The organism is Tessaracoccus sp. MC1756 (assembly GCF_014164735.1).
Classification (GTDB): domain Bacteria; phylum Actinomycetota; class Actinomycetes; order Propionibacteriales; family Propionibacteriaceae; genus Arachnia.
Map to the genome: position 1 here is coordinate 87,564 of NZ_JACJFZ010000002.1, position 16,799 is coordinate 104,362.

Genomic DNA, 16,799 nt, shown 5'->3' on the forward strand with positions numbered 1-16,799 from the left:
ATGTGCCGCCCGCTATGGGCGGGACGCGGCCGACTTCTTGACCGAACTCTGCCGGACAGCCAACTCCGGTTGGAAGACGATCTCCCGTCCCGCACCCGGTTCGCCACCGATCCGCTCCAGGAGAAGCCGGGCCGCCGCTGCGCCAATTTCGTAGGTGGGCTGACGCATCGTGGTGATGGAAGGTGTCGTGAGATCTGCCCAGGGCAGGTCGTCGAAACCCACCAGGCTCAGCTCCTCCGGTATGCTCACGCCGCGCTCTCTGCACGCCCGCATGGCTCCGATGGTCATGCGGTTGTTCGCGACGAAGACCCCGTCTGGCGGCTGGTCAAGGTCGAGCAACTGGTTCATGGCCCTGTAGGCGCCGTCCTCACGGAAGTTCGCGTGGACAATCAGATCGTCGTCCACTGCGAGCCCAGCCGCCTCGAGTGCGTGCTTGTAGCCCTGGAGTCGCTCCTCGGCAGTGATCACGTCATCCGCGCCGGTGATGCACGCCACCCGTTCCGCGCCGTAGGAGAGCAGGTGCCGCGTCGCCTGACGCGCCCCTGCCTCCGAATCAGTGCGCACGCAGTCGAAGCCATCCCCCAGACGGCGCCCGATGCCGACCACCGCTATTCCCCGGGAAGTGACCGGGGCCAGGTCCGAGGACACAGACGCCGCGCTGATGATGACGCCCGAGACGGAGTGCGCTGCCAGGACCCCGAGGTAGGCCGCTTCCTTCGCCGGATCCTCATCGGTGTTGCACAGCATCACCGAGAATTTCTGGCGCCGCGCGACATCCTCGACGCCGCGGCACAGTGAGGTGAAGAAGGCGTTCTCGATGTCAGGGATCACGAGCGCCAGCAGTGGCGTCGACTGGCTCCTCAGCCCTCGCGCCACGAGGTTGGGCCGGTAGCCCATCTCATCGATGACGCCCTGCACCCGCTTGGCCAGGTCGGGGTCGACCCCCGCTCCCCCGTTCGCTACGCGGGAAACGGTCGCAGTGGAAACGCCGGCGGCGGCGGCTACTTCACGCATCGTAGGCACGTCACAACTCCTCTCGCCGCGGACTGCTAAGCACGGGCGTATCTGCGAGCAATGGTTGACAACGCCACCGCGAGCACCAGGATCCCGCCCTTGAATATGTACTGCCAGAAAGTAGCAGTACCCATCATGCTGAGACCATTGAACCCGACGTTGACAACTAGGACGCCGATGAGGGTGCCCACAATGTGAAATTCGCCATTCCGCAGGGTTGCGGAACCAAGAAACACCGCGGCGAAGGAATCCATCAAATAGCCATCGGCGGCACTGATGGTGCCACTTCCGAGCAGCGAGGCCAGGAGCATGCCGGTGAGCGCCGCACACGCTCCGGCGATGACGAAGGCAGCGATCTTGGTCCGGTCCACCCTGATACCGGCCAGTTTGGCGGCCTCAGAGTTGGCCCCCACGGCCTGGATCCGCTGGCCCAGGGGCGTGCGGTTGAGCAGCACCCACAGCGCCGTCAGGACCACGGCCATGATCCAGATCGGGTTCTGAATCCCGAGGAACCGCCCGAGAGTCAGTTGGACGAAGCCGGGAGGGAGCAGCACGATCGGAGAGCCGGCGCTGTAACCGAAGGTCAGGCCGACCAGGATCGTTCCTATGCCCAGAGTCGCCACGACGGCGTTCACCTTGGCCTTCGTGACCAGCAACCCGTTGGCGGCGCCTGCCGCCGAGCCCACGAGAATCGTCACAAGAATGGCCAGCGGAATCGCGAAACCCTGGTTCACCATGAGGCCAGTCACCAGCACGCCTGCGAGGCTGGCCGCATAACCGAGGGAGAGGTCGAACTCACCGACCACCAGCACCAGCGTCAATCCACTGGCGATGATCGCCGTCAAGGCGGACTGATTGACGATATTGAGAAGATTCGACGTCGATAGGAAAGCTCCATTGGGCACCGCGACGCTGAACACAATGATGAGAATCGCCATCGCGATGAGCGTGCCGTACTTGGAAACAGCGGAGAGGACATGGCGTTTGAGCGCGGACCGCTCATTGGCCGGTGCCGGCTGAACGCTGATGGGTGCACTCGTGGTCATGCGACTGTCTCCTTGTGATGCGCTCGCGCGAAGCTGAGCGCCAGAATGGCCTGTGTTGTTATCTCGCTGCCGGTCAGCTCTCCGGTCACGTAGCCCTCCGCCATGACAACCACCCGGTCGCAGAGCGCGACCAACTCTTCGTTGTCAGACGAAACGACGAGGACCGCGGCGCCCCGTGAAGCCAGCTCACGGATGAGCGTGTGCAGTTCCGCACGAGCCCCCACATCCACGCCTCGGGAGGGCTCGTCAAGGATCAGGAGGCGACGGTCCTCGGTCAGCCATCTGGCCACCGCCACCTTCTGCTGGTTGCCGCCCGACAGCGACCCGACCAGCACGCCGGCATGACGCGCCTTGATCCCCACGGAATCGACGAGCCCCTGGGCGATCCGCCTCCCGCTGCGGAGCCTCAACCACGGCAGGAACGGGCTGACCCGCAGCCCGTCGAGGCTGGACAGGTTGATGTTGAAGTCGATGCTCTTGTCGAGGAAGACGCCCTGGGACCTCCGCTCCTCCGGAACGATCCCCACTCCTTGGGCGACGGCGTCGGCAGGCTCCTGGAAGCGAGTGGTCTCGCCGTCCAGAAAGATGCGGCCGCCAACAAGCTTCTCTGCGCCGTAGACAAGGCGCGTGAACTCCGTTCTTCCGGCGCCCACGAGCCCGCCCAAGCCGACCACCTCCCCCGAGCGGACCTGCAGCGATACGTCGTGGACCATCCGCCCGTCAGAGACGTGCTCGGCGTCCAGGACGACGGCCCCGAGTTCGGGTGTATCGTCCGGCCGCCGGACCAGTTCCATGTGGTGACCGACGATGGCCTCCACCAACTCGTGGCTTGAGAGGTGCTGCCCGGCTTCACTGCGAACGACTCTGCCGTCCTTGAAGACGGTGATGTCCTCACAGAGTTCCGCGACTTCGCCCAGCCGGTGCGAGACGAAGATGACGGCCGTGCCCGCCGCGGTCAGCTCACGGATGATCCCGTGCAGCCTGGTGGCCTCCTGCGGCGACAGGGAAGCCGTCGGTTCGTCCATGGCGATGAGACGGGCGTCCTGCATCAGGGCGCGGGCGATCATCACCAACCACTGGTCCGCCGTGCTCAGGTCGTCGATCAACGTATCGAGACGGAAATGAATGCCGACGCGATCTGCAACCGTCTGGACCCGGGCCCTCGTCGTCTTCCAGTCAATGAGCCCGCCCCGGGTGCGATAGGGCATCCCCAGTGCGATGTTCCGCAGGACGTCCCATCCCGGGATGATGCTCATCTCCTGGTGGATGAAGGCGAGCCCGAGCTTCGACGCGTCGAGGGGTGTGGGAACGGTGATCGGCTCGCCATCCAGCTCGATGGTCCCCGATTCAGGATGGTGGATTCCCGCCAGGCAGCGGATCAGGGTGGATTTGCCTGCACCGTTGGCTCCCACGAATCCGTGGACCACGCCGGCGCGGATTGCCACGGAGACGTCCTTCAGTGCGTGGACACCGCCGAAGCTCTTCGACACGTTCTCCACCTGCAGTAGTGGAGACCCAGCGCTCAGGGGGCGCTGCGACCTGGTCAGCACGTCACACCAGCCGTCACTGCAGGGCTTCGGGATGGTCCTTGAGGAACGCGTCCACATTCTCCGCTGTCACGAGGATGCCGGGCACGTCGATGGCCTGCTGCTCCCAGGATTCACCGGCCTCCATCGCTTCCTGGACGACCTCGAACATCTTTGCGCCCTCGCCCTTGCCGTCCTCGTACACGGTCGCCGTGAGCGTGCCGTCCTGAACAGCCTTGATCGCGGTGCTCGAGCCGTTGATCCCGTAGGTCAGGACATCCGTGCGTCCCTGCTGCTGGAGCGCGGAGATGGCGCCGAGAGTCGGATCTTCCCAGCATCCCCAGATCGCGAGATTCTCAGATCCTCCAGGGTGGGCGGCCAGCCAGGCGGTGGCGTGCCGGGAGCCGTCCTGCAGGAAGCCCGGGATGTTGACTTCGCTCTTGGTCACCTTGATGTCCGGGTTCTCCTTGAGCATCTCGTCTAAGACGGCCTCGCGGTCTCGACAGACCTGTCCACCTCGATAGGTGAGGGCCAGCACTGAGCCGCTGCCCTCCATTTCGTCGAGCATGGCCTGGGTGGCGGGTTCAGCGAACGGACCACCGTCGCCGGTCGTCATGACGACACCGTCGCCGAGACCCCCGCCCCAGGTGGCGACCGGGATTCCGGCGTCCTTGGTCGCTTGGAGGCCCGCGCCGAGGGACGACACCGGGAACACGAGATCGAAGACGGCCGTGGCGTCCTTGCTCACGAAGTTGCGGATGGCGGCGTTGGCCGTGTCCGCATTGCCCTGCGCGTCAACCACCTCCACCTTCCAGCCTGCCGCTTCCGCGGCCTCGGTTGCGCCGGCGATGACCCGCGCATTGTTGGAGTCCGTGGCTGTGATCGACACGATCCCGAGAAGCTGGTCACCAGCCTCTGGCTGTGTCGCACCGGAGGTGCTGGGAGAGTCGGACTGTGACGTGGCGTCAGGGGTTCCAGAGGAACAGGCGGTCAATGCCAATCCGGAGACGGCCAGGAGCACCGTTGCGAACTGCAGCGTGCGGCGAGTGGACATTGTTAACTCCTCATTGAGTGGGGGTGAATTGTGTGAGCCCGTTGAGGCGGCTGTCGACGCCAGGAGCGAGGGTGAGTTCCGCGACGGCCAGACCGTCGGGATAGAGGTGCGAGGGATGCCGGTCGAAGGTGGCGCCCTCGTGCGCGATCACCAGCCGGTTTGAGTCTCCGGCGGCCACATGCATGTCATGGATCGCCGTGAGGGTGTTCCAGCAACTTCCGCCGCCGAACCCGATGCTGACGGGAACCCCGTCCTGGTTGATGCCTTCGGCGTTCTCATAGCTGTAGAGGTTGTCGCCGGTGATGACCCATGGCTCGCCGTCCGTCTCCACGAGGACGTATTGCGACCCGAAGGTGTGGGTGTCTTCGGCCAGACGGATGCTGAGCCCAGGGAAGAGCTCGAGGTCGCCGTCGAGGAGACGTAGTCTCCCCTGCTCGGCGAACTCGTCGAGCATGGCGATGTCGGAGGGGTCGATGGCTCCGATGATTGACTCGAACAGGTGGCGGTTCTCCAGGGCCCACTTGGCTCCCTCAAGATCCTTGCGCTGGAGATAGAACGTCGCGTTGGGAAAGCGTCGAGCGCCTCCCGCGTGGTCATAGTGGACGTGAGTGAGGATCACCGTGTCGATGTCGTCTGGACGCACCCCGATCTTCGAGAGGACAGCCTCCGGGGGCTGCCAGTCGATGACGTCATAGCGCTTCGAGAGGCGCTCGTTGGTGCCGTCATCGTCGTGGCCTACGTCCACGAGGATCTTGTGACCCTCACCTTCGAGGTAGACATAGCTGTACGGGAACGGCCGTGTACCTTCGTTCCACTGCCCGTAGAAGATGCATCCCATGGGCTGGGTGAGACAGTGGGAGTACTCCAGCATCCAGATCGAGTAATGCGCCATTCCGACCACTCCGTCTTGTTCGTGAACCGGCTTCATTGCCAGACTTTGTATTCGTTTACGTAAACGTGTACAGACCCAGAATGCGCTCACCCACCGGGCTTGTCAAGTGATTCTCTGCAACCTCGCGGGCCCCTCTCCGACTGCAACCCGGGCATGGGCTGTCCGCTGGTCCGATCCACGTCCCCGCGGATGCCGCGCATTTCCCCCTGACTAGCGGATCGGGGCCACACGTGGGCCACCGATGCGGACCCGGACGGTCTGCTGAGTTATACTTAGGAAGATCCGATACCTCGCCGCGAGGGTGGGTCGGGGAGGTTTCGTGCAACGACTACGGCCGGGACTGGTGCTCTCGGAGCGCTATAGATTGATCGGTCACGTCGCGTCAGGCGGCATGGGGCAGGTCTGGGAAGCTTTCGACGACGTTCTTGAACGCCGACTGGCACTGAAAATCATGCACCCCCACACCCAGGAAGAGCTTGCGCTCGTGGAACGTTTCCGCGACGAGGCGCGCTTCGCCGCGCAGCTCACCCACCCCAACATCGTGACCATCCACGACTACCTCGAGGAAGACGGACTGTCCTGCCTCGTGATGGAGTTCGTTGACGGGCCCACGCTGTACCGCATGCTGGCCGACGGGCCGCTGTCCCCGGAGACCACCCGAACCATCCTCTTCGAGCTGGCTTCGGCGTTGACCGTGGCCCACGAGGCCGGCGTCATCCACCGCGACATCAAGCCGGCCAACGTCCTGGTCCCGGAAACGGGGGCCAAGCTGACAGACTTCGGCATCGCGCGTTCCATCGACCGCGATTCCCGCACCCTCACTGGGCAGGTCCTCGGCACCGCCCACTACCTGAGCCCGGAGCAGGCGTTGGGCCAACAGGTCGGCCCGGCGTCGGACATCTACGGGTTGGGCGTGCTCGCCCACGAGATGCTCACCGGCAAGAAGCCCTTCGACCGCACCAGCCCCATCGCCACCGCGCTGGCCCACGTGCAGGATCCGCCGCCGCCGCTGCCCGAGGGCACGCCTCCCGATCTCGAGTCGCTCATCACCGCCTGCATGGCGAAGGAGCCCGAGGAGCGGCCCACCGCTGCCCTGGTGACGAAACTGCTCGAGCCGGAGACGGTGCCTGTGGCCATCGAGGAAGAGTTCGACCCCGACGCCACGGCCGCCCTCCCCGCCCTCCCGCGGCGCGCCGTCACGACCTGAGATGCCCGCCTCCCCGGGCGTCGACATCGTGTGCGGCCTTGCGGCCGGGCAGATCGAGGCCGAGGTGGTGTACCGGGATGAAGGCGTCATCGCCTTCCTCGACCACAGGCCGGTGTTCAAGGGCCATGTTCTCGTGTGCCCCGTCAAGCACGTCGAAACGCTTCTGGAGCTGCCCGGGGACGAGATCGCCCCCCTCTTCGCCGCCGTGCAGCGCGTGGCACGAGCGGTGGTCGAGGCCCTCGGCGCGCAAGGCAGTTTCACCGCGATCAACACCGTCGTCAGCCAGTCGGTGCCCCACCTGCACGTGCACGTGGTGCCCCGCACCAAGGGCGACGGACTCCGGGGATTCTTCTGGCCTCGCACGAAATACGCCGAGGGCGAGGCCGCCCAGTACGCGGAGCGCCTTCGCGCCGCGCTCACCACCTCGTGACGCACGGCGGAGGTAGCCTCGAGGGGTGAGGATCGCCACTTGGAACGTCAACTCCGCCAAGCAACGGATGCCGCGGCTGCTGCCCTGGCTGGAGGCCCGCCGGCCCGATGTCGTCTGCCTGCAGGAGACCAAACTGACCGACGACGCCTTCACCGATCTCTTCGCCGCCCCCCTGGCCGAACTGGGGTACGAGGCGGCCCACCACGGGCTGGGCGGGTTCAACGGCGTCGCGGTGTTGTCCCGGGTGGGTCTGGAGGACGTGGAGCGGAACTTTCACGGCCAGCCCGACTATCTCGGCGCGACGGAGGGCCGGGCCATCAGCGCAACCTGCGCCGGCATCCGCATCCACAGCCTGTACGTGCCCAACGGCCGCACCGTGGGCTCAGACCACTACGCCTACAAGCTCGAGTGGCTCGACGCGCTGGCGGCCGTCGTTGCCGCCGGACCCACGGAGGTCGCGCTGTGCGGCGACATGAACGTGGCCCCCAGCGACGTCGACGTGTTCGACCCCTCCGCCTACGTCGGACACACCCACGTGACCCCGGCCGAGCGTGCGCGGATCGACGCGTTCAGGCTGGTGGACGTCGTGCGGGCCCGCTGGCCCGAGCACGAGCGCCTCTTCAGCTACTGGGACTACCGCGCCGGGATGTTCCACCAGGACCTGGGCATGCGGATCGATCTGGTGCTCGCGTCCCAGCCGGTGGCGGACAGGGTCGCGGCCGCCTGGGTGGACCGCGCCGCGCGGAAGGGCAAAGCGCCCAGCGACCACGCCCCCGTCATCGTCGACCTCGACCAGGCCTACGACGGCGACATCGGCCCCGTGGTGCCCCCGCCGTCGAACCCGAAGCGTGTGGGCAGGACGAGGCTGCCCCAGTCGCGCGACTAAGCTGCCGACGTCCTGAGCACGGGCCGGCGACGCAGCAGGAAGGCTGCCGCGACGACGATCAGCGCAGCGACGACGGCGGAGATGCCCACCAGCGTCGACTCAGGCGCATCACCGAGGCGCGCGATGGCGATCCACGTCAGACCCCAGCCCGCGGCCGCGGCCACTGCGAGCCGACCGCCGAACTGCCACGCGAACAGCGCGCCCAGACCGGCGGCAGCGGCGAGCACGACGACGGCGATCACCTGGTCTGCCAGCGCGCCCACGGACCAGCCCGAGGCATCGCCCGCGGCGGCGACATTGGCGCAGGTCGCGACGGTGACCCAGCCGAGGTAGAGGCCGAAGGTGCCGTCGACGACGATCCGCTCAGCCGTGCTCGCACGCGGAATGGCCGTGAGGTTACGCACGATGAAGCCCAGCACGAGAGCCAGGACGGCGATCACCAGCACACTCACCCAGATCCAGGCGACCTGCGTCACGAGGATCCACGCGGCGTTGAGCAGCATCGACGCCCCGGCGAGCCAACCGGTGGCGCGGGCCCGCTCCGACGTCCTGTTGGCCGGCAGCCACTGCCAGATGGCGTACGCGAACAGGCCGATGTAGATCACCGACCAGATGGAGAAGGCGGGGCCGCCGGGCGCGAGCAGCGTCGCATCGGCAGACAGCGCGCCACCCGACGACTGCTCGACGGGGGTGCCGACGACGCCGAAACCGAGCAGCGTGCCGTACACGCAGAGCACGGCGGAGACGGTGACCCAGAGTTGGCGGAGAAGGTCGCGGTTCATGATGTTTCCTCGTTCTGTGGGGTAGATGTCACCACAGTAGCCCAACCGGAGGGTCTTGTTCAATGTTTGTCTAAGGTTGCTACGTTCGGCCGGCCACCAACGCCCGGTGCAATACCTTCGCCGCTTCGGAGGGGGCGTCGGGCAGCGACTCGGCCCCCTCCACTTCCGCGCGTCGCGAGCCGCCGGCCCAGACGCTCACCGGTGGCGCGATGCCTGCCAGGCGACTCACCACCTCCTGCGCACCATCAGAAGGCTTCTGCACTGACGTGACGCCCACGACGGCCGCCCGGGCGCGGTGCTCGCGGGCCGCCCTCTCCCACTCGGCCGCGGGGACGTCCGCACCCAGGTAGACGACATCGGCACCGAGACGCCGCAGGCAGGCTGCGAAGGCGAACAGCATCAACTCATGACGCGCCCCGTGCGGCAGGCCCACCAGGACCTTGCCCGGGGTGGTCGGCGGGCCTGCCGCCTCGAAGGCGCCGGCGATGGTCCGCATGAGCGCGGCGCTGGCGAAGTGCTCCGCCGCGACACCCAGTTCGCCGCTCGCCCAGGCCTCGCCCAACTCCCGGAGGCCATCCGGCAGCCACACGTCGGCGAACGCCTCAAAGCCCTCGACGGGGGCCGCAGCGGCGATGGCAGCATCCAGCGCTACGACGTCGAGGCGTGCCGCGGCCTCCACCATGCCCCGCCACCCAGGGAAGGCGCTGACCGCGGCACCCGGATCCCGCACCTCGGCCAGCAGGGTCGCGGCAGCGCGCGAAGCGGGCACCCCGGCCCCGACCAGGGCCGCCATCTCCCGCAGCACAGCCACTTGCTCGTCGCTGTAAAGGCGGTAGCGCCCCTCGGATCTCGAGGGCTCCACGATGCCGTACCGGGATTCCCAGGCACGCAATACCGCTTCCGAGACACCAGTGAGCCCCGAAACCTGTTTGATTGTGTACACCTCTGCTCCAGACTGAGGAGGAACGCTTGTCGACCATAACGCTAGCAAGCCTTGGACAAACATTGAACACTGGCCTTGCCTGCATCTCACTTTCACGTTAGAGTTCCATCAACCTTAGACAAACGTTAGACAGGTCGCGATGTCAGTTCACACTTCGGCTCAGAGCACGTCGAGCCCCTCCAATCCGGACGAGGTCATCCTCCTCGACGAGGCGGGCCGCCCCGTCGGCAGCGCAGACCGCCTCACCATCCACACCGACTCCACTCCGCTACACCTGGCCTTCTCCACATACCTCTTCAACGCCGCCGGGCAGGTCCTCGTGACCCGCCGTGCGCTGTCGAAGAAAACCTGGCCAGGCGTGTGGACCAACTCGGCCTGCGGTCACCCCCGGCCCGGCGAGCAGATCGAGGACGCCGCCCGACGCCGGATCCGCGAGGAGATCGGGCTGCACGTCGGTCCCCTCGTATCGCTGCTGCCGCAGTTCCGCTACCAGGCCACGGACGCATCGGGCATCGTCGAGAACGAGATCTGCCCCGTCTTCGCCGCCTTCGTCGGCGACGAGGACCCCGTGGCGAACCCCGAGGAAGTGGCCGAGTGGGCCTGGATCGACTGGGCAGACCTGCACCGCGCGATCGAGGCGACCCCCCACGTCTACAGCCCCTGGGCCGCTCTCCAGGTTCCGGAGATCAACACCCTCTTCCCCGGTGCCCACGACCTGCAGCACCGCTCCGCAGCCGATCCCGACGCGGCTGTGGCCGAGGTTGACCAACTGATCGCCGCCGAACTCAACGCACTCGGCACCGAATGGGGCGCCCTCATCGGCGACCTCGGCGTCGACATCCTGGCCGATGACCTCCCCCAGTGGCTGGCCCGGCTCAGCTCCGGCGGCAAGCGCATCCGCGTGCGGCTGGCGTACTGGGGCTTCATCGCCGGCGGCGGCGCCCACGGCAGCGAGTCCTACCTCCGCCTCTTGCGCATCACCGCCGCCCTCGAACTCCTCCACCTGTTCGCGCTCATCCACGACGACGTGATGGACGAGTCCGATTCCCGCCGCGGCCACCCGTCGGCCCACGTGGAGGCCGCCGATTGGCACCGCAACAGCGCCGCCGTCGGAGAGGCACGGCGCTTCGGCGAGAGCCTGGCGGTCCTGTTGGGCGACCTCGCCCACACCGTCGCCGACCGGCTGGTCGACGGGCTCCCCCGCCGCCTGCGCGAGACGTGGTACCGGCTCTGCGTGGAACTCATCGCCGGCCAGCGCGCGGACCTCACCGGCGCCGTCGCCGGCCGCTGGGACCGCCACCACGCCGAATCGGTCGCCCGGCTGAAGTCGGGGCGCTACACCGTGATGCGGCCGCTCCAGTTCGGCGCGATCGCCGCCGGCGCCTCCACCGAGGCCGAGGAGGCCCTTCTGGCCTGTGGCGAACTCCTCGGCCGCGCCTTCGCCCTCCGCGACGATTACCTGGGCGTGTGGGGAGACCCCCACATCACCGGAAAGCCGGCCGGCGACGACCTCGTCGACGCGAAGGCCACCGTGCTCCTGTCCATCGCGCGGGAACGGCTCACCGGCACCAGCCGCGACACCATCGAGGCGCTCGGCACGGACGGATTCGCCCGGAGCGACGCCCCGGAACTGGCCCACGCCATGCGTGAGGCCGGCGTCGATGTCGAACTCGAGAAGCTGATCGCCGACGACCTGGCCGCCGCCCTCGCCCACCTCGACGACGTGGGCCTGGTCCCTGCCGGCGTCGACGGTCTGCACGACGCGGCCCGCGCCGTCGCCTGGCGGGACGCATGAGCAAGAAGGTAGTGATCGTCGGCGCAGGCCTCTCCGGCCTGTCCGCAGCCCTGCACCTAGCCGGCGCGGGGCACCGGGTCACCCTCCTGGAACGCGACGCGGTGCCCGGTGGGCGCAACGGGATCCTGGAGCGCGACGGCTTCCGGTTCGACACCGGGCCGGTGGTGTTCACCATGCTCGGCCTGCTCGAGGAGGCCTTCGCCGCCGTCGGGCGGAGCAGTCGCGACTACGTGCAGATGGCGCTGCTCGACCCCGCGTACCACGCGTTCTTCGCCGACGGCTCACAGCTGCTGGTGCGCCCCGGCCATGAACTGATGCGCGAAGAGATCCTCGCCCAGTGCGGCCCGAAGGACGCCGCGGCGTTCGACCGCTTCGTCGCATGGCTGAAGCGCCTCAACGACGTCGAGGTGCCCAACTTCATCGACACCAACTTCTCCTCCCCGCTCAGCCTCCTGCGCTCCCCCGCCGCCGCGCTGGAGTTGCTGCGGCTCGGGGCGTTCGGTCGCCTCGGCCCTTCCGTCGCACGCCGCTTCGACGACGAGCGCCTTCACCGGGTGTTCAGCTTCCAGGCGATGTACGCCGGTCTCGCGCCGGCCCAGGCCCTGGCGCTGTACGCGGTGATCACGTACATGGATTCCATCGAGGGCGTGTGGTTCCCCGAGGGCGGGATGCACGCCGTGCCGCGCGCCATGGCCGCGGCGGCGGTCGACGCCGGGGTCGAGGTGCGCTACAACGCCACCGTCGAGAGAGTGCTGCGCGGAGCCGACGGGGCCGTGACCGGGGTCCGCCTGACGGACCACGAGGTGGTGCCCGCGGAAGCCGTCGTCGTGACGGCCGACCTCCCCGTCGCCTACGAGCGGCTGCTGCCAGATCTTCAGGCCCCGAGGGTCGCCCGGCGGGGCAAGTTCTCGCCGTCGGCGCTGGTGTGGCACCTGGGTGTGAAGGGAGACCTGCCTCCCCAGGTGGGCCACCACAACATCCACTTCGGACGCGCGTGGGACGAGGCCTTCACCGACCTCCTCAAGCGCGGCGTGCCCATGGCGGACCCGTCGCGCTACGTGGCGGTCCCGACGGTGCACGCCCCCGACGCAGCGCCCGCGGGTCACCACACGCTCTACGTGCTGGAGCCGGTGCCGAACCTGCAGGTCGGGAAACTCGACTGGGCCCTGGAAGGCCCCCGCCTGCGGGAACGCATGCTGCGTTTCCTCGAGGGCGCCGGCTACCCCGTCGACATCGTCACCGAGGAGCTGGTCACGCCCGCAGACTGGGCCGCCCAGGGCATGGCGGCCGGCACGCCGTTCGCGCTGTCGCACGCCTTCTCACAGACCGGCCCGTTCCGCCCGCGCAACGTGGACAAACGTGCCCGGGGGCTCATCTTCGCGGGCTCCGGCACCACGCCCGGCGTGGGCATCCCGATGGTGCTCATCTCCGGCAAACTCGCCGCCCGACGTGTGGAGGAACTCTGATGGACCAGATGCTCGAGGCGGGCTACCGGCGATGCGGTGAACTGACCCGTCAGTACGGCACCACCTACTACTGGGGAGCGCTGCTCCTGCCCCCCTCACAACGCCGGGATGTCTACTCCGTCTACGCGCTGTGTCGGCTCGCGGACGACATCGTCGACGAGCCGGAACGGGTGGATCTGGCGGTACCCCAGGACGGTACCCCCGCGGAGCGGCTCGACGCGTTCCGGCAGGTGTTCTTCACGGCACTGGCCTCCGGGCAGTCGTCGGATCCGGTGATGGCCGCGATCGCGGACAGCATCCGCCGCCGCGGCACGGATCCCGAATGCTTCGAGCGCTTCTTCGACGCCATGGCCCTGGACCTACACACGGAGACGTGGCCCACCTGGGAGCGCCTCCGCGACGGCTACATGGAGGGCTCGGCGGCCGTTATCGGCGAGATGATGCTGCCGGTGCTCGAGCCGTACACCGTCGAAGCGAGGGGGCCGGCGCGCGCGCTGGGCCACGCTTTCCAGCTGACGAACTTCCTCCGCGACATCGAGGAGGACCTCGACCGGGGCCGCGTCTACGTGCCCCAGGCGGACCTGGCGAAGCACGGCGCGGATCCCTGGCTGCGCCGGGTCACCCCGCAGTGGCGCGCCATGATGGCCGAGCAGTTCGAGCGCAACCGCGCGCTGTACGCCGAGGCGATGACCGGGCTGCCCATGCTGCCGCCGGCGTCGCGCCGCTGCGTCGGCACGGCCCTGGTGCTGTACAGCCGCATCCTGGACCGCATCGAGGCCCGCGGTTACGACGTCTTCTCAGGTCGGGTCCGGGTGCCGGTGGGCGAGAAGCTCGGCGTGGTGGCCCGTACGCTGACCGTCGGGCTCCCCCAGCCGACGCTGGCCTAGTCAGCGCCGGGCGCCGAGGAGTCCGCGCATCGGCACGGTCCACACGTCGTGGCCGGCTGCGCCCCAGCCGGCCAACAGCTCGTTGGCAGCCAGGAAGCCGGTCGTCGCGGCTCGCTCCATGAGCGCCACCGGGTAGTCGCAGCGGAGCCAGTCGCCCGCCAGCACGAGCCGGGAGTCCGGCGTCGTGACGCCTGGGCGCTCACTCCAGCCCGAGGGGCCGATCAGCGTGCAGTCGTCGCGGATGAGCACCTCACGGCCCACCACCCCGGCCGTCGCCGTTTCGGGGAACACCCTGTGCAGTTCCGCCTCCAGGCGCTGCACCACGTCGCCGGCAGCGGCCTGGTCCTCCATGACGGCCGGGTCGCAGGCGTAGGCGTGCAGCTCGACGACTGAGCCGCCGTTGCTCTCGGCCCACCGCTCGGCGCCGTCCTCGAAGCGTTCCAGCACTGAGACGTTGTCGAGCGGGCCGTAGCCCGACGTGCCGAGGAACGCGGGGCGCGTGGCCAGCACCGGGGTGTCGAGCCACAGGCGGACGACGGCGAACGGCGGCGCGTTGTACGTGGCGGCCACGGAGTCGCGCCAGGCGGCGAGCCCTTCGCCGTCGACGGTGGCGGCCAGCGCGCGGGCAGCCCGTGGGTCTGCGGCGAGCACCATGGCATCGCCCTCGATGCGCTCAGAGCCGACGGTCACGGCCGCGCCGTTCTCCCCCAGCTGAATCGAAGCGACGGGGGCGCCGAAGCGGATGTCGACGCCCAGGCCGCCGAGCACGCGGGCAAGCGGCGCCCACAGGGCGGTGTCGTAATCGTCGTCCGGCACGTCGAAGAGCAGGCCCTCGGCCGAGCCCAAGAAGTAGGTGTGGAACATCGCCACGAGTTCGCCGGCGCCGAACTCGCGCGGGTCGGCGAAGAAGGAGCGCGCGAACACCTCCAGCGCCAGGTCGCGGGCCCCGTCGGGGAACCGGAGCCGGTCCAGGAAGGCCGCGGCGGATTCGCCGTCGTAGCGCTCATAGGTTTCGGGGAACTGCACCTGGAGCAGCTCGAGGGCCGCAGGGATGCGCACCTTGGCCAGCCCCTTCAGCGAGAACGCGGGGCTGCGGGCGACGAACTGCAACACAGACCACGGCGGCGTCTTCGCCAGGCCGGTGAACGAGTCGCGCAGCCCGTCCGGCCGCTGCAGGGGGTAGTCGTCGATAGGGACGAGGAACGACAGATCGACATCTGCGCGGCGCAGCAGCCGGCGCAGGTTGTAGTACTGGCGGAAGAAGGCGTGGAAGCCGCGGCTCATGGTGCGGCCGTCCTCCAGCGGCCAGGCGGCGACGCGGCCGCCGAGCCTGTCGCCGGCCTCGAACAGCGTGACGCGCACCCCTCGCTCAGCCAGTGCGGTGGCGGCCGCGAGGCCGGCGATGCCGCCGCCCACCACCAGCGCGTGGCGGCCCCCGTCGAGATGACGGGCGCCGGCCTGCCCAGGGTGGCGGACGGCGCGCTTGTCCCTGCCGGGGCGTTGGCTCATGGGGTCTCCTCCGGTTTGCGGGCGATGAAGGTGTGGAGCACTCCGCGCTGCCACCCCACGGCCGTGCGGTGGGCGACATCGACGAACCCGGCAGCGCTCAACCTGTCGGCGAACGTGGAGACCGAATCGAAGTCGATCACGCTGCGCCAGAGGTATCGGTACAGCGTCGGGTTGCGGTCCACCACCGAGCCCAGCGGGATGGTCACGCCGTGGCTGACGGCGTCCCACACCCGGCGCGCGGCGTTGTTGCCGGCCACCGAGTACTCCTGCACGCACAGCCACGCACCGGGGCGCAGCAGCTCGAACACCTCGGCCACCGCGCTGTCACGCTGCTCCCCGGGCACGTTGCGGAACAGGTAACAGGCGAGGGCGCCGTCGAAAGTTCCGCGGGCCCACCTGTCCAGGTTCAGCTCGCCAATGGTGGCCCGCTCGAACCGGACCTGCGGAGGCCAGCGCTTGGCACGGGCCCGCTCCAGCATGCCCGGCGACGCGTCGAGGCCCAGGATGTAGGACCCCTCTGGGGCCGTGTCGGCCAGCGCCCGGGTGGAGGCGCCCGAGCCGCAGGCCAGATCCAGCAGGGCCTGGGGATCACCGTCGAGACGCGACGTCAGGGCCTCGGCCGCGCGGCGCAGTTCGCGGTGGTAGCCGGGGTTGAGCCGCACCATGAGGTCATAGCGGCGGGCACCGCGGTCGAAGGCTTCTGCCATGTTCATGCGGGCTCTCCCTTTCGTCGACCCAGCGCCACCCATACGAGCATTGTGAGGGTGAGCATGGTCCACCCGAAGCCGAAGTCCTCAATCGGGATGTCCCAGGGGAACCGGATGCCGGAATGGTGTGCCGGGTTGTAGAGCACGATGGGGTCTGAGAGCTTCGTGAGCCAGCCGTCGACCAGGCCCTGGAAGAAGAAGATGATGGCCATCGAGATCCAGTACTGCAGCGAGCGGAACAGGCCGGTGCGCAGCCAGAAGGCCTCCAGGGCGATGACGGCGAGGATCCCGATGACGGTAAGGACCGTGTACTCAGGCATCGTCTTTCCTCCCGCGGAGGCGGCCAAGGACGTAGCCGACACCCTCGTACGTCAGCAGCCCGCAGATGGGGATGACCAGGAAGAACAGCAGCTCCTCGAGCGGAAGCACTCCGAGCATGATCCCCGTGGTGAAGCGCTCGCTGTAGGTCCAGTGGTCGCGCAGGATGCCCAGCACGTCCCAGGCGAGGAAGACCACGAGCATGGGGAGCATCGCGAGCAGCAACCGGAGGGGACGCCGGTAGACCCGGGCGCGGAGCACGAACTCGAGCGGCAGGGTGATCGCCACGCACGCGGCCATCAGGATCAGGTACTGGTAGCTGTCAGCCATCACTGTC

General features: G+C 68.3%; 17 protein-coding genes. 6 read left to right on the forward strand and 11 right to left on the reverse strand.

The genetic code is table 11. The features are described 5' to 3' along the window. Positions 1-12: 12 nt before the first annotated feature. From H5393_RS05675 to H5393_RS05695, 5 genes are all read right to left on the reverse strand, one after another. A complete protein-coding gene (locus H5393_RS05675; RefSeq protein ID WP_182766368.1) occupies positions 13-1,014 on the reverse strand; it encodes a LacI family DNA-binding transcriptional regulator in 1,002 nt (333 codons plus the stop codon). Positions 1,015-1,049: 35 nt separating this feature from the next. Next, positions 1,050-2,060, reverse strand: a complete 1,011-nt coding sequence (locus H5393_RS05680; protein ID WP_182765865.1) for an ABC transporter permease — start codon at positions 2,058-2,060, stop codon at positions 1,050-1,052. Further along, positions 2,057-3,550, reverse strand: coding sequence for a sugar ABC transporter ATP-binding protein (locus H5393_RS05685; protein ID WP_182765866.1), 1,494 nt, complete (start codon positions 3,548-3,550; stop codon positions 2,057-2,059). The genes H5393_RS05680 and H5393_RS05685 overlap by 4 nt, the downstream gene beginning before the upstream one ends. A 73-nt stretch (positions 3,551-3,623) precedes the next feature. Beyond that, positions 3,624-4,640, reverse strand: coding sequence for a sugar ABC transporter substrate-binding protein (locus H5393_RS05690; RefSeq protein ID WP_182765867.1), 1,017 nt, complete (start codon positions 4,638-4,640; stop codon positions 3,624-3,626). Positions 4,641-4,650: 10 nt separating this feature from the next. Beyond that, complete coding sequence (locus tag H5393_RS05695) at positions 4,651-5,532, reverse strand: N-acyl homoserine lactonase family protein (RefSeq protein ID WP_182765868.1); 882 nt, start codon at positions 5,530-5,532, stop codon at positions 4,651-4,653. Between the two features lie 343 nt (positions 5,533-5,875). On the opposite strand from H5393_RS05695, the gene H5393_RS05700 reads away from it, so the two are divergent. From H5393_RS05700 to H5393_RS05710, 3 genes are read left to right on the forward strand one after another with little or no spacing between them, the layout of a single operon-like run. After that, a complete protein-coding gene (locus tag H5393_RS05700) occupies positions 5,876-6,739 on the forward strand; it encodes a serine/threonine-protein kinase (protein WP_370585961.1) in 864 nt (287 codons plus the stop codon). Position 6,740: 1 nt separating this feature from the next. Beyond that, on the forward strand, positions 6,741-7,169 hold the full coding sequence (locus tag H5393_RS05705) for an HIT family protein (protein ID WP_182765870.1): 429 nt from the start codon (positions 6,741-6,743) through the stop codon (positions 7,167-7,169). Between the two features lie 25 nt (positions 7,170-7,194). Beyond that, positions 7,195-8,055 carry an exodeoxyribonuclease III gene (locus H5393_RS05710; RefSeq protein ID WP_182765871.1) on the forward strand — a complete coding sequence of 287 codons (861 nt, stop codon included), beginning with the start codon at positions 7,195-7,197 and terminating at the stop codon, positions 8,053-8,055. Here the strand turns inward: H5393_RS05710 and H5393_RS05715 are convergent. Then, positions 8,052-8,837 (reverse strand): TspO/MBR family protein, encoded by a 786-nt coding sequence (locus tag H5393_RS05715; RefSeq protein WP_182765872.1) that lies wholly within the window; start codon positions 8,835-8,837, stop codon positions 8,052-8,054. The genes H5393_RS05710 and H5393_RS05715 overlap by 4 nt on opposite strands. Before the next feature lie 79 nt (positions 8,838-8,916). Beyond that, positions 8,917-9,780 (reverse strand): MerR family transcriptional regulator, encoded by an 864-nt coding sequence (locus H5393_RS05720; protein ID WP_182765873.1) that lies wholly within the window; start codon positions 9,778-9,780, stop codon positions 8,917-8,919. 139 nt (positions 9,781-9,919) lie between these two features. Here H5393_RS05720 and idi point away from each other — a divergent pair, with 139 nt between their 5' ends. From idi to H5393_RS05735, 3 genes are read left to right on the forward strand one after another with little or no spacing between them, the layout of a single operon-like run. Beyond that, positions 9,920-11,575: an isopentenyl-diphosphate Delta-isomerase gene (gene idi, locus H5393_RS05725; RefSeq protein ID WP_182765874.1), complete on the forward strand. Its 1,656-nt coding sequence runs from the start codon at positions 9,920-9,922 to the stop codon at positions 11,573-11,575. Then, complete coding sequence (crtI, locus tag H5393_RS05730; RefSeq protein ID WP_182765875.1) at positions 11,572-13,041, forward strand: phytoene desaturase family protein; 1,470 nt, start codon at positions 11,572-11,574, stop codon at positions 13,039-13,041. The genes idi and crtI overlap by 4 nt, the downstream gene beginning before the upstream one ends. Further along, on the forward strand, positions 13,041-13,928 hold the full coding sequence (locus H5393_RS05735; protein ID WP_182764442.1) for a phytoene/squalene synthase family protein: 888 nt from the start codon (positions 13,041-13,043) through the stop codon (positions 13,926-13,928). The genes crtI and H5393_RS05735 overlap by 1 nt, the downstream gene beginning before the upstream one ends. Here H5393_RS05735 and H5393_RS05740 read toward each other — a convergent pair whose 3' ends face one another. The 4 genes from H5393_RS05740 to H5393_RS05755 are packed head-to-tail and all read right to left on the reverse strand — an operon-like array spanning position 13,929 to position 16,792. Continuing rightward, positions 13,929-15,437 (reverse strand): FAD-dependent oxidoreductase, encoded by a 1,509-nt coding sequence (locus H5393_RS05740; protein WP_182764443.1) that lies wholly within the window; start codon positions 15,435-15,437, stop codon positions 13,929-13,931. It lies immediately after the preceding gene. Next, on the reverse strand, positions 15,434-16,150 hold the full coding sequence (locus tag H5393_RS05745; protein WP_182764444.1) for a class I SAM-dependent methyltransferase: 717 nt from the start codon (positions 16,148-16,150) through the stop codon (positions 15,434-15,436). Before H5393_RS05745 ends, H5393_RS05740 begins: the two co-directional genes overlap by 4 nt. Next, positions 16,147-16,464, reverse strand: coding sequence for a lycopene cyclase domain-containing protein (locus H5393_RS05750; RefSeq protein ID WP_182764445.1), 318 nt, complete (start codon positions 16,462-16,464; stop codon positions 16,147-16,149). Before H5393_RS05750 ends, H5393_RS05745 begins: the two co-directional genes overlap by 4 nt. After that, positions 16,457-16,792: a lycopene cyclase domain-containing protein gene (locus H5393_RS05755; protein WP_076060413.1), complete on the reverse strand. Its 336-nt coding sequence runs from the start codon at positions 16,790-16,792 to the stop codon at positions 16,457-16,459. Before H5393_RS05755 ends, H5393_RS05750 begins: the two co-directional genes overlap by 8 nt. Between the last annotated feature and the right edge of the window lie 7 nt (positions 16,793-16,799).

Coding starts and splice junctions, on each gene's coding strand:
- H5393_RS05675 (WP_182766368.1), bottom strand. CDS start 1,014: ATGCGTGAAGTAGCCGCCGCCGCCGGCGTTTCCACTGCGACCGTTTCC.
- H5393_RS05680 (WP_182765865.1), bottom strand. CDS start 2,060: ATGACCACGAGTGCACCCATCAGCGTTCAGCCGGCACCGGCCAATGAG.
- H5393_RS05690 (WP_182765867.1), bottom strand. CDS start 4,640: ATGTCCACTCGCCGCACGCTGCAGTTCGCAACGGTGCTCCTGGCCGTC.
- H5393_RS05695 (WP_182765868.1), bottom strand. CDS start 5,532: ATGGCGCATTACTCGATCTGGATGCTGGAGTACTCCCACTGTCTCACC.
- H5393_RS05705 (WP_182765870.1), top strand. CDS start 6,741: ATGCCCGCCTCCCCGGGCGTCGACATCGTGTGCGGCCTTGCGGCCGGG.
- H5393_RS05715 (WP_182765872.1), bottom strand. CDS start 8,837: ATGAACCGCGACCTTCTCCGCCAACTCTGGGTCACCGTCTCCGCCGTG.
- idi (WP_182765874.1), top strand. CDS start 9,920: ATGTCAGTTCACACTTCGGCTCAGAGCACGTCGAGCCCCTCCAATCCG.
- crtI (WP_182765875.1), top strand. CDS start 11,572: ATGAGCAAGAAGGTAGTGATCGTCGGCGCAGGCCTCTCCGGCCTGTCC.
- H5393_RS05735 (WP_182764442.1), top strand. CDS start 13,041: ATGGACCAGATGCTCGAGGCGGGCTACCGGCGATGCGGTGAACTGACC.
- H5393_RS05740 (WP_182764443.1), bottom strand. CDS start 15,437: ATGAGCCAACGCCCCGGCAGGGACAAGCGCGCCGTCCGCCACCCTGGG.
- H5393_RS05745 (WP_182764444.1), bottom strand. CDS start 16,150: ATGAACATGGCAGAAGCCTTCGACCGCGGTGCCCGCCGCTATGACCTC.
- H5393_RS05750 (WP_182764445.1), bottom strand. CDS start 16,464: ATGCCTGAGTACACGGTCCTTACCGTCATCGGGATCCTCGCCGTCATC.
- H5393_RS05755 (WP_076060413.1), bottom strand. CDS start 16,792: ATGGCTGACAGCTACCAGTACCTGATCCTGATGGCCGCGTGCGTGGCG.